The sequence below is a fragment of the Microbacterium sp. BWT-B31 genome (assembly GCF_041379855.1).
GTDB lineage: Bacteria > Actinomycetota > Actinomycetes > Actinomycetales > Microbacteriaceae > Microbacterium.
This window is the reverse complement of sequence record NZ_JBFECU010000028.1, coordinates 1-11051: the sequence shown is the minus strand read 5'-3', so window position 1 is coordinate 11051 and position 11051 is coordinate 1. Positions and strand designations below refer to the sequence as shown.

Annotated in this window: 11 protein-coding genes; 5 read left to right on the top strand and 6 right to left on the bottom strand. The window is 73.2% G+C overall.

The window, feature by feature from the left end:
* Positions 1–321 precede the first annotated feature (321 nt).
* Complete coding sequence (locus AB1K54_RS17120) at positions 322–1284, top strand: CAP domain-containing protein (protein WP_371203974.1); 963 nt, start codon at positions 322–324, stop codon at positions 1282–1284.
* 114 nt (positions 1285–1398) lie between these two features.
* Positions 1399–1635 carry a three-helix bundle dimerization domain-containing protein gene (locus AB1K54_RS17115; protein ID WP_371203973.1) on the top strand — a complete coding sequence of 79 codons (237 nt, stop codon included), beginning with the start codon at positions 1399–1401 and terminating at the stop codon, positions 1633–1635.
* Here AB1K54_RS17115 and AB1K54_RS17110 read toward each other — a convergent pair.
* A complete protein-coding gene (locus tag AB1K54_RS17110; protein ID WP_371203972.1) occupies positions 1619–1825 on the bottom strand; it encodes a three-helix bundle dimerization domain-containing protein in 207 nt (68 codons plus the stop codon). The two genes, AB1K54_RS17115 and AB1K54_RS17110, sit on opposite strands and share 17 nt — an antisense overlap.
* A 154-nt stretch (positions 1826–1979) precedes the next feature.
* Between AB1K54_RS17110 and AB1K54_RS17105 the strand changes: the two genes are divergently transcribed.
* The 3 genes from AB1K54_RS17105 to AB1K54_RS17095 are packed head-to-tail and all read left to right on the top strand — an operon-like array spanning position 1980 to position 7979.
* The gene (locus tag AB1K54_RS17105) at positions 1980–2732 is read left to right on the top strand and encodes a hypothetical protein (RefSeq protein WP_371203971.1); all 753 of its coding nucleotides are present in this window, start codon (positions 1980–1982) and stop codon (positions 2730–2732) included.
* Between the two features lie 10 nt (positions 2733–2742).
* Positions 2743–6678: a Pls/PosA family non-ribosomal peptide synthetase gene (locus AB1K54_RS17100; RefSeq protein ID WP_371203970.1), complete on the top strand. Its 3936-nt coding sequence runs from the start codon at positions 2743–2745 to the stop codon at positions 6676–6678.
* Entirely contained in the window at positions 6675–7979 is a 1305-nt protein-coding gene (locus AB1K54_RS17095) for a M1 family metallopeptidase (protein ID WP_371203969.1), read from the top strand. The genes AB1K54_RS17100 and AB1K54_RS17095 overlap by 4 nt, the downstream gene beginning before the upstream one ends.
* On the opposite strand, the gene AB1K54_RS17090 is transcribed toward AB1K54_RS17095, so the two are convergent.
* The 5 genes from AB1K54_RS17090 to AB1K54_RS17070 are packed head-to-tail and all read right to left on the bottom strand — an operon-like array spanning position 7933 to position 10877.
* On the bottom strand, positions 7933–8550 hold the full coding sequence (locus AB1K54_RS17090; RefSeq protein WP_371203968.1) for a chemotaxis protein CheY: 618 nt from the start codon (positions 8548–8550) through the stop codon (positions 7933–7935). The two genes, AB1K54_RS17095 and AB1K54_RS17090, sit on opposite strands and share 47 nt — an antisense overlap.
* Positions 8551–8599: 49 nt before the next feature.
* The gene (locus AB1K54_RS17085) at positions 8600–9232 is read right to left on the bottom strand and encodes a cation transporter (protein WP_371203967.1); all 633 of its coding nucleotides are present in this window, start codon (positions 9230–9232) and stop codon (positions 8600–8602) included.
* Between the two features lie 8 nt (positions 9233–9240).
* The gene (locus tag AB1K54_RS17080) at positions 9241–9579 is read right to left on the bottom strand and encodes an ArsR/SmtB family transcription factor (protein WP_371203966.1); all 339 of its coding nucleotides are present in this window, start codon (positions 9577–9579) and stop codon (positions 9241–9243) included.
* Positions 9580–9606: 27 nt separating this feature from the next.
* Positions 9607–9972: a hypothetical protein gene (locus AB1K54_RS17075; protein ID WP_371203965.1), complete on the bottom strand. Its 366-nt coding sequence runs from the start codon at positions 9970–9972 to the stop codon at positions 9607–9609.
* A 26-nt stretch (positions 9973–9998) separates the two neighbouring features.
* Positions 9999–10877 (bottom strand): hypothetical protein, encoded by an 879-nt coding sequence (locus AB1K54_RS17070; RefSeq protein ID WP_371203964.1) that lies wholly within the window; start codon positions 10875–10877, stop codon positions 9999–10001.
* Positions 10878–11051: the final 174 nt, after the last annotated feature.

The following is an 11051-nucleotide window of genomic DNA, read 5'->3' as shown; positions in this document are numbered from 1 at the left end:
CCGCATCGGCGAACCCGAACCCGCCCCCGAGGAGGCAACCGAGCCAGACCTGAAAGCCCTCACCACCTGACCCCCACCCTCGAAGGATCACGAATCAGATACACCACGTCCCAGGACTTGACCAGCGCCTGACGCGCTATCATGGCGGGCGTTCGCCAAGCCTCATCTGACTGCGGGCAGCCCCCCGGCTCCCACGAAATCGTGTCGTTGCGTCATGGCCACCCCCCGATCGAACCTCTTCAGAGCCTGCCGCGCACATGTTTGAACACCCCCGGATGAGGGGTTCTTGGCGTGCGCCCGACCTTCTGAAGGAGAGTTTCGATGAGTCCCCGAACCGCAGGCATCGCAGGCACGGCGGGCGCCGCAGCGCTGATGGCCGTTCTTGCGTTCACGTCCCCCGCAGTCGCCGTCGAACGGACGACTCCGCTGGCAGCCACCTTCGCGACACAGACTGCGAGCCCTGCATCCGCTCTGCTGGTGTCGCTCACGAACGAGTTGCGTGCGACGCTCGGGCTCGACGCGTACACGCACAGTGCAGCGATCGACCGGGTCGCGCAGGCCTGGGCCGACAAGATGGCCGCAGGCGAGCCCTTCGCCCACAACCCGGACCACCCCTCCCAGGTTCCGCGCGGTTGGTCCCTGGTCGGTGAGAACGTGGCCTACCGCTGGGACTCCGACGTTGCCGCGTTGCAGCGCCAATGGGTCGACAGCCCGGGCCATTACGCAAACCTCACCGGGGACTTCACGCACATGGGAGCCGCCGTCGCCATCAGCGAGGACGGGAGCATGTTCGGCGTGCAGGTGTTCGGCCGCTACTCCACCGACGACGGCCTCGAGGTGTACTCGCCCGACGCGGCGGGCTCAGGCCCAGCTGCCTCGGCGCCGACGATGCCGGTCGAGCCCGGCGCCGAGTCGGCCCCGGGGGTCGCGCCGAGCGCAGCGGCCCCTGCTCCTGGCGTGCCCGGCGATGCCGCGGACCCGGCACAGCATGGTGGAGCCCCCCAGGCGCCCACGCCGAGCCCACCCGCCGACGCCTCCAAGAGCACGGCAGCCACTCCCGCGGCGCCTGACCGCCCGGACACCTCTCGGAAGAACCTCGAGCCGGTCGATGAGACATCCGTCGAAGCCGAAGATGCTCTCGCACGGGGTCAGTCGCCCCTCGCCGTGACCGCAATCGTCGGCGGCGGGATTCTGGCCGGCTGCGCCCTCACGATCGGGGTCGCCGCCGGTGTGAGTCCGTCCGTCCGCGGACGTCTGCGGGGGCTGTTCTCGCCCAGAGGCTGATCGGGTGCGACCGCGTGCACCGAGGCCTCTGTGATGCGGTCCGGCTGTCCTGCGGCACAACGGTGAACGACAGCCGGGCTGGATGCCGCGGGCGAACGGGCGCATGCTGGAAGGGTGAGTGCGACCAATCCGGCGAACGAGTACGAGGAGCTCGTGCACATCGTCGAGCGCATCGCACGACGATTCCCTGAGGTCGCAGAGGCCGCGCTCTTCGAGCTCGTCGCCGATGTGCTCACACGCTACGACGGGGTGAGGCTGCGCGCCTACGTGCCGGTGCTGGTGGAGGGCGAAGTGCTGCGCGTGCTGCGATCCCGCGCTCGAGACGGGTCCGGCGTCAGCGTTTGCCTTTGAGGCGGGCCTTGGCCTCCTTCTCGATCAGCACCAGGACGAAGTCCTTCACCTTGGCGCCGGAGAGCGAGTCGCGGGCCTGCTCGATCGCGGCGGCGATCGCCTGCGGCGTGGCGTCGGGGAACCGCTCCTGAAGCCTGACTGCGATCTCTGCGACAGCACGCTCCTCGTCGATGGATTTGTCGTCAGGCATGGCTTGCTGCTCTTTTCTGCGGTCGTGCCCGGGTCTGTGCGTGGGCAGACTCTACCCACCACAGGTGACGAACGCCCGCACGACGCGGGCAGATCGCCGTCGGTGTCTGCGGATGAGCGGCCCGTTGTTCACCCTCGCCTACTAAGGTGCGCTCATGGCCAAGACGACGAAAGCTCAGCGCAAGGCGCTGGAGGCGATTGACGACGCCGCCTATGCGGTGAAGCAGGCGAAGAGAGCGGCGAAGACGCTGCCCGACAAAGCTGCGAAGAAGCTCCGCGATCTGGCCGACGATGCCAGGGACGCGGCCGGCACCCCCAAGAAGTCGATTCGGAAGAACCCGGGCAAAGTGGCCAAACAGGCAGCCCGCGCCGCGGGGGCGCTCGTCAAGGCGACCGCGCAGGCCGTGGCCAAGGCTGAGAAGAAGGCGCTCCTGCGAGCCGAAGCCGAACGCGCCGCCGCCGAAGCCGAGCGCCTCGCCGCCGAGGCCGAGGAACGGGTCTTGGCCGCCAAGGCGGCCAAGAAGGAGTCCGCCAAGGCCGCGCGGGCAGCAGAGCGCGCCGAGCGCGACGCCGAGGCCGCACGGATCGCGCTCGAGGCCGAGCTCGCCGGCGCGGACGAGCCTGAGCCTGAGCCCGAGCCCGAGCCCGAGCCCGAGCCCGAGCCTGAACCCGAACCTGAACCCCAACCGGCCGCAGAACGGGAAGCGACGGACGAGCCCGAAGCAGCGGAACCACCCGCGGCGGCAGACGAGCCCCCGACAGCAGAAGAGCCCGACGCACCCGCCGCCGGCGACTCGTCCGACCTGTCGTCGCTGACAGTCGCGCAGCTCCGCGCGCTGGCGCGGGAGGCAGGCAGTACCGGATACTCGCGGCTGACCAAGGCGCAGCTCGTCGCCCTCCTGTCCTGAGGTGACGGCGGTGGAGGAACCGGTCCGCCAGCTCGAGCTCGACCGGTCGGCGGCGGTGACGCCCGCGCGGACGCTCGTCGACATCCTGCGCGACACGACGGCACGCCACCCCGAGGCATCCGCTCTGGACGACGGTTCGGGCGCCCTCAGCTATCGCGACCTCATGGCGCGGGTCGGACGCACCGCCGCGCTGCTGCGCGACGCGGGCGTCCGGCGCGGCGACCGCGTCGGGGTGCGCGTTCCTTCGGGGTCGAAGGACCTCTACATCGCGATCCTCGGTGTGCTCGCGGCCGGTGCCGCCTACGTCCCGGTGGACGTCGACGATCCCGACGAGCGGGCTCGCCTCGTGTTCGGCGAAGCCGGGGTGCGCGGGATCATCGGCGCGGGAGGCGTGTACGTCCCGGCTCAGCCGGGGCCTGAGGACGAGGCATCCGCTGCGCTCTTCTCGGGGGATGCTCCGCACCCGAGCACCGCGGCGATCGTGACGGTTCCGCCGCCCGAACAGACCGACGACGCGTGGATCATCTTCACGTCCGGTTCGACGGGGGTGCCCAAGGGCGTGGCGGTGACGCACCGGTCGGCGGCGGCGTTCGTCGACGCCGAGGCGAACCTCTTTCTGCAGGGCGATCCGCTCGGCCCGCAGGACCGCGTGCTCGCCGGGCTCTCGGTGGCCTTCGACGCGTCGTGCGAGGAGATGTGGCTGGCCTGGCGTCACGGCGCGTGCCTGGTGCCGGCCCCGCGCGCCCTGGTGCGTTCGGGCGAGGATCTCGCGCCGTGGCTGATCCGCCAGGGGATCACGGTCGTCTCGACGGTGCCGACGCTCGCCGCGATGTGGCCCGAGGACGCCATCGAGAACGTGCGGCTGCTGATCTTCGGCGGCGAGGCGTGCCCGCCCGACCTCGCCGCGCGCCTCGCGGCGGAGGGTCGCGAGGTGTGGAACACGTACGGTCCCACCGAGGCGACGGTCGTCGCGTGCGCGGCCCCCCTCGGCGCGGGGCCGGTGCGCATCGGCCTGCCGCTGGACGGCTGGGTGCTCGCCGTCGTCGACGGCGACGGCGAGCGCGTCGCCGAGGGCGAGGTGGGCGAGCTGATCATCGGCGGGGTGGGGCTCGCGCGGTACCTGGACCCCGCCAAAGACGCCGAGAAGTACGCGCCCATGCCGACACTGGGCTGGGATCGCGCCTATCGCTCGGGCGACCTCGTGCGCTACGAGCCGGCGGGTCTGGTGTTCATGGGCCGCGCAGACGATCAGGTGAAGGTCGGCGGCCGGCGGATCGAGCTCGGCGAGGTCGAGTCGGCCTTGCAAGACCTTCCCGGCGTCACAGCAGCCGCCGCCGCGGTGCGCTCGACCGCGGCGGGGGTGCCCGTGCTCGTCGGCTACCTCGTCACCACGGGCGCCGAGTTCGACACCGCCCATGCGCGGGCGCTGCTGGCTGAGCGTCTGCCGTCGGCGATCGTCCCGCTCCTGGCCGTGATCGACGAGCTGCCCGCGCGCACCTCGGGCAAGGTCGATCGCGCCGCGCTGCCGTGGCCGCTCCCGGGCGTCGAGACGCCCCTCGCGGGCCTGTCGCCGGCCGAGGCGTGGCTCGCGGGCGAATGGCAGGCGGTGCTCGGGATGCCGGTCCCCAGCCGGTCCGCGGACTTCTTCGACCTCGGCGGCGGGTCGCTGGCCGCCGCGCAGCTGGTGTCGCGGATCCGCGTGCGCGTGCCGGAGTTCTCGGTCGCCGACATCTACGACGTCCCCCGGCTGAGCGCGATGGCCAAGGCCCTCGGTCCCCTCGGCGACGAGGGCCCCGCGACGTTCCACAAGCCCGTGCCGACCCCGCGCGCCACGCAGTGGGCGCAGACGCTCCTCACGGTTCCGCTGTTCATCATCACCGGCATCCGCTGGCTCCTCTATCTCCTCACCGCGAGCGCCCTGCTGCAGCTGACCCCGGGGTTCGACGCGCTCCCCCGCACCCCGTGGTGGGTGCTGGCGATCGGACTGATCCTGTTCGCGACGCCGTTCGGCCGCATGGCGATCGCCGTGGTCGCCGCGCGCGTGCTGCTCGCGGGGCTGCGGCCCGGCGACTATCCGCGCGGCGGGAGCGTGCACCTGCGGCTGTGGCTCGCCGAGCAGATCGCGGACCAGATCGACGCGGTCGGCCTCGCCGGCGCCCCGTGGGTGACGTACTACGCCCGCGCGCTCGGCGCGAAGATCGGACGCGGCGTCGACATGCACACGCTGCCGCCCATCACGGGCATGCTCGAGATCGGCGACGGCGCCGCCATCGAGCCCGAGGTCGACCTCACCGGCACGTGGATCGACGGCGACGTCCTGCGCATCGGCGAGGTGCGCATCGGCGCCGACGCGACGATCGGCGCGCGCAGCACGCTCGCCCCCGGCACCCGCATCGGGCAGCGCGCCGACGTCGCGCCCGGCTCGGCGGTGTTCGGGCGCGTACGCGCCGACCAGTCGTGGGCCGGCTCCCCCGCGGAGCGCGTGGGCGGCATCGAGTCGGGCTGGCCCGCCGAGCGGGCGCCGGCCCCGACCCGATGGCTCTGGGCGTATGCGGTGTCGTCGGTCGCGCTCGGCCTCCTGCCGATCGTCGCGTTCGCGGTCGGCGGGCTCGTGATCGCGCAGGGCATCCGGGATGCCGCAGACCTGGGCGCCGCCTTCCTCGCGGCCCTCGCGTGGCTCGTGCCGGCGGTGCTCGCCACCGGGGTCGTGTTCGCGGCGTCGGTCGTACTCGCCGTCCGCCTGCTGTCGATCGGCCTGCGCGAAGGGGTGCACCCGGTGCGCAGCCGGATCGGGTGGCAGGCGTGGAGCATCGAGAGGCTGCTGGACTCCTCGCGGACGGTGCTCTTCCCCCTGTACTCGAGCCTCTTCACGCCGGTGTGGCTGCGCCTGCTCGGCGCCCGCGTGGGGCGCGAGGTCGAGGCATCCACCGTTCTGCTCATCCCCTCGATGACCCGGATCGACGACGGCGCGTTCCTCGCCGACGACACCATGGTCGGCTCGTACGAGCTGCGCGGCGGCTGGCTGAGGCTGGGTCCGGTGCGGATCGGGAAGCGCGCGTTCCTGGGCAACTCGGGCATGGCCGCCCCCGGGCACCGCGTGCCGCGGGACGGGCTGGTCGCAGTGCTCTCGTCCGCCCCGGTCAAGGCGAAACCGGGTTCGTCGTGGCTCGGCTCGCCCGCCGTGCGCCTGCGCCGGCTGTCGGCCGAGGGCGACGAGAGCCGCACCTACCGGCCCACCGCGGGCCTGCGACTCGCCCGCACGCTGTGGGAGCTCGGCCGGTTCGTGCCCGTCGTCGTGACGTGCGCGATCGGGCTCGGGGTGCTGTTCGGCCTCGCCGCGCTGTGGGAGGCCTTCGGCCCGCTGTGGACGCTGCTCGTGTCGGGGATCGTGCTGCTCGCCGCGGGGGCCGTGGCCGCCGGGATCTCGACCGTCGCGAAGTGGGTCATCGTCGGCCCGATCCGCGCGGGCGAGCAGCCGCTGTGGTCGAGCTTCGTGTGGCGCACGGAGGTCTCGGACACGTTCACCGAGATGGTGGCCGCCCCCTGGTTCGCGCGTGCCGCCGCGGGGACGCCCGCGCTCGCGGTGTGGCTGCGCTCGCTGGGCGCACGCATCGGCCGCGGGGTGTGGTGCGAGAGCTACTGGCTGCCCGAGCCGGATCTGGTCGCCCTCGGCGACGGGTCGACCGTGAACCGCGGATGCGTCGTGCAGACGCACCTGTTCCATGATCGAATCATGAGCATGGACGCAGTCGAACTCGAGGAGGGCGCGACGCTCGGTCCGCACAGCGTGATCCTGCCTGGCGCCAGGCTCGGAGCCCACGCGACGGTCGGACCCGCGTCGCTCGTGATGCGCGGCGAGACGGTGCCCGTCGGCTCGCGCTGGAGCGGGAACCCCATCGGCCCGTGGCGTGCGGTCAAGGTGCGCGCCTACCAGTCGACATCGTGAGCCCGCACGATCCGTACGCACCGCAGAGCGGCGACACGACCTTCGATGTCGAGTCCTACGAGCTCGACCTGACCTACCGCGTGCGCACGAACCGTCTCGAGGGCGTGGCCACCGTCAACGCGGTGGCCGCCGTGGCGACGTCATCCGTCGCGCTCGATCTGATCGGCCTGCGCGCGTCCCGCGTCCGCGTGGACGGCGATCGGCGGACGCGCTTCGCCCAGGGACCACGGAAGGTGCGGGTCGCGCTCCCCCGCCGCATGGAGCCCGGCGAGCGGTTCTCGATCGAGGTGGCGTACGCGGGGGCGCCGGGTCCGCGCCGCACGCGCTGGGGCACGATCGGCTTCGAGGAGCTCGAGGACGGCGCGCTCGTCGCGGGGCAGCCGGTCGGCGCGCCGACGTGGTTCCCGTGCAACGACCGTCCCGACGACCGAGCGGGCTACACGATCACGATCGCGACCGACGCGGGGTACGCGGGAGTGGCCACGGGCGCGCTCGTCGGCAGCGCGCGGCGCGGCCAGCTGGAGGCCCGCACCTACCGCTCCGCCGTGCCGACGGCGACCTACCTCACCGCCGTGCACATCGGCCCGTACGAGACCCGCGCGATGCCGCTCGACCTCGGCGCCCGGGGGGTCGCCGTGACGCTCGTGCACCCGCCGGCGCTGCGCGCGGCGGTCGACGGCGCCTTCGCCCCTGTCCCCCGCATGCTCGCGCTCTTCGAACGGGACTTCGGCCCCTACCCGCAGGACGCGTGCACGCTGGTCGTCACGCCGGATGCGCTCGAGATCCCGCTCGAAGCCCAGGGCATGGCGGTGTTCGGATCGAACCACCTCGATGCGGCGTCCGAGCGCCTGGTCGCGCACGAGCTCGCGCACCAGTGGTTCGGCAACAGCGTGGGGCTCGCCCGGTGGCAGGACATCTGGCTCAACGAGGGGTTCGCCTGCTACGCCGAGTGGCTGTGGTCCGAGGCGGCCGGTCGGCAGACCGTGGCCGAGAAGGCCGAGCGGCATCACGCCCGCCTGGCGGGGATGCCGCAGGACCTCGTGCTCTCGGACCCGGGGCCGGCGCTCATGTTCGACGACCGCGTCTACAAGCGGGGTGCGCTCACGCTGTACGCGCTGCGCCGCTTCGCCGGAGACGCGACGTTCTCGGCGCTGATGCGCGAATGGGTGCGGGCGGGCGCCGGCGAGGTGGTGACGACGGCCGACTTTCGGGCCCTGGCCGTGCGCATGGCGGGCCCCGGCGCCGACGACCTTCTCACCGGGTGGCTGGATCTGCCCCCGCTGCCCGCGCTCCCCCGCTGAGCGCGACGCTCACGAGGATGCCGGGCGGCCCGTCCAGGTCCCACCCCGACACGGCGGCGCCGCCTGGCACCGTGGCGTGCCACGCGGCGGTTCCCACGGGCGTGATGACCACGGTGCCGGGGTCCACCCGCAGCCCGCGAGAGTCGGCCTTGAGCGCCGCCTCGGTGCGCACCCAGTCGCGCAGGCCCACGCCTGTGCGGGTGCCGAGCACTCCGCGCAGGCCGGCGGCGTCGCGGACCGGGTCGGACTCCGCCTCGGCGTCGATCGCGAACCCACCCGGCCCCGCGTCGGCGACGGCGACCACCGCGACGGCGCCCGCATAGGCGACGGCCGGCCGGGCCGAGGCATCCGTCGTCCGTACCGGACCGTGCGGCCCCCCGCACCGAGGGCACGGGTTGGTAAGCTCCGTGCCCGGCGCCAGCAGTTCGCGCAGCAGCGCCCACGCCGTCTCGCGCCGCGGCGTGCCCTCGGGCACCGCCCGCCAGGCCAGACGAACCGTGGTGGCCGGCTCGGTCGGCAGCGTGACCTCGCGCGGCACGGGCAGGGCGGCGTGGTCATGCGGGTGCGACACGGCGCGCTCCTTCTGCGGTGGTCTTCTCGAGACTGCCACGAGTCGCGGCCTACTCCGATTCACGGAGCATCCCCACCGCCGTCGCGCACGCATCCCCGCGCCACGCCTCGACGCCCTCTCGCACGGCGAAGCCGGCGATGACCAGGCCCGCGGCGGCATCGGCCCACCACCAGCCGAAGAGGCTGTTGACGAGCAGCCCGACGAGCACCGAGGCAGAAAGATACGCGCAGATCAGGGTCTGCTTCGAGTCGGCGACCGCCGTCGCCGAGCCGAGCTCGCGGCCGGCGCGGCGCTCGGCGAGCGACAGAAGCGGCATCACGGCGACACTGAGCGCGGTGACGACCAGGCCCACAGGGCTGTGCTCGGCCTCGATCCGCAGCACGAGCGTGGCCAGCGACGTGATCGTGACGTAGGCGGCGAGCGCGAAGAACGCGATCGCGATGACGCGGAGGGTGCCCCGCTCCCACCGTTCGGGGTCGCGCCGTGTGAACTGCCACGCCACCGCGGCCGCCGAGAGCACCTCGATCGTCGAGTCGAGCCCGAAGGCCACCAGCGCGCCCGACGAGGCGATCGTTCCCGCCGCGATGGCGACGATCGCCTCGATCACGTTGTACGAGATGGTCGCCGCGACGATCCAGCGAATGCGGCGCTCGAGCGTCGCGCGGCGCGTGGGGGTCGGCATCCGCTCGTTCATGCGCACGCGCACTCGCTGCCGGTGCAGCACTCGGGGTCGACCGCGAGCACCACCTGAAGCAGTTCGCCGAGCGCGGGTGCGAGGTGGGCGTCGGCGAGCCGGTACGACGAGCGGCGCCCTTCGGCGGTGACCGAGACCAGTCCGCACCCGCGCAGGCACGCGAGCTGGTTCGACATGACCTGGCGGGAGACTCCGAGCTGGTCGGCGAGGTCGGAAGGGTACGCCGGTCCCCGGCGCAGCGCGAGAAGCACCGCCGTGCGGGTGGGATCGGACAGCGCGTGGCCCAGCCGGGCGAGCGCCGCCGTGTGCGAGAGCGTTGCGGTGAGGGTCGGCACCCGGCTGACGATACAGCGTTCCGTGAACTATTGGAAGCGCGAGGGACGCGCCCCGTTCGACGATCGGAGGCGCCCGCGCAGCCCCGTCCCTCCGGACTGGACGCTTCCGAAGTGCTGCGCGAGCACGACCGCGGTGACGACCCCGCCGGCGGCGACCGCGACCGCTTCACCGGGCGACCGGATGCCGCGGCGCAGCGCCAGCACGAGCACGCCGGCCACCGCGTTGGCAGCGCCCCACGCGACGTTGACGCGCGGCGACGACAGGCCGACGCCCGGCGGGTCGGCGAACGGGGTCGGGAACGGTCGCCCCTGCACGCCGCTGACCCCGTGCGGCACCGCGTTGACGAGGAGGGCGCCGCCGAGCGCGCTGGTCAGGATTCTGCCTACCGTCATGACGCCAGGCTAGCCGCGCACAACGGTCATCGGCGGCGCTCGCTCCAGCGGGCGGGAACGGGGGCAGCGGATGCCTCGCGCTCATCGCTCTCGGAGATCATCGTCGCGCCGCGCAGGCGTGCGAGCACCTCGGTGCGCGCGTCGCGCACGCGCGCGGCATCCGTTCGCATCGCCTCCGGACCGGCCGCCTCCCACCATCGATCGAGCGCGTCGAACACTCCGGCCGCGTCGCGCTCGTCGACGAGGTCGGCAGTGACCCGGGCGAGGCCGGTCTGACGCCCCGAGCGGTCGGCCCGCAGCCCGTGCCGCCACAGCACGAGCGCGGCGATGCCGGCACCCGTCAGCATCGCGAGACCGAGGATCACCGGCATGCCCCCGGCACCGGCCGCACCCCACCCCACCACGATCGCGACAGCCGCGGCGACGAGCCACAGCCCGCCGAAGAACAGGTCGATCACGGCCGGCGCACGCGCCCCCCACAGCGATCCGTTCGCACGGCGCGGCTCGAGCCACCACAGCAGCGCCACCGACACCACCGCCAGCACCCCCGCGGTCAGCATGCCGCCGTCGAGCGCGAGAGGCCGGCCCCGCGGCACCGCGATGGGGGCCACCGCGAACGCGCCGAGCAGGAACGCGACGATCAGCAGAGCGCGATGAAGCCCGGTCGAGGTTCGCACGCGGGCTGCGCGCGGGTCGCGTCGCCGGTTGGCGGCCTGCACCGCGGCGGCCCGTGCACGGTCCCGATCCGCGCGAAGGCCGGGGTGGGCGGCGAGCACGGCGACCCGCCACGCATCGTCGATCGCCGCCCGCGCGTCCACGTAGTCCGCTTCGGCCAGGACGAGATCGATGCGGCCGAGCGTGCGGTCGTCGAGTCCCGTCACCGAGGGGCGGTTCGCTCCGGCCATGTCGCCTCCCGCGCGGGGTCCGACGCGGCGACCGGCCCCGCACGAACCAGGCTAGCTGTTCTTCCCACGGTGGTTGTGTGCAGCGTGGCGTGATGGGGTAGGGCGAGGACCTCCGGTATCGATGTGGGTTACCACACTCACTCGATCCACGGAGGTCCTCGTGTCTTACGTTAC

What these genes read in the sequence shown, in the direction of transcription:
- AB1K54_RS17120 (WP_371203974.1), top strand. Translation starts at nt 322, where the DNA reads ATGAGTCCCCGAACCGCAGGCATCGCAGGCACGGCGGGCGCCGCAGCG.
- AB1K54_RS17110 (WP_371203972.1), bottom strand. Translation starts at nt 1,825, where the DNA reads ATGCCTGACGACAAATCCATCGACGAGGAGCGTGCTGTCGCAGAGATC.
- AB1K54_RS17105 (WP_371203971.1), top strand. Translation starts at nt 1,980, where the DNA reads ATGGCCAAGACGACGAAAGCTCAGCGCAAGGCGCTGGAGGCGATTGAC.
- AB1K54_RS17085 (WP_371203967.1), bottom strand. Translation starts at nt 9,232, where the DNA reads ATGCCGACCCCCACGCGCCGCGCGACGCTCGAGCGCCGCATTCGCTGG.
- AB1K54_RS17075 (WP_371203965.1), bottom strand. Translation starts at nt 9,972, where the DNA reads ATGACGGTAGGCAGAATCCTGACCAGCGCGCTCGGCGGCGCCCTCCTC.
- AB1K54_RS17070 (WP_371203964.1), bottom strand. Translation starts at nt 10,877, where the DNA reads ATGGCCGGAGCGAACCGCCCCTCGGTGACGGGACTCGACGACCGCACG.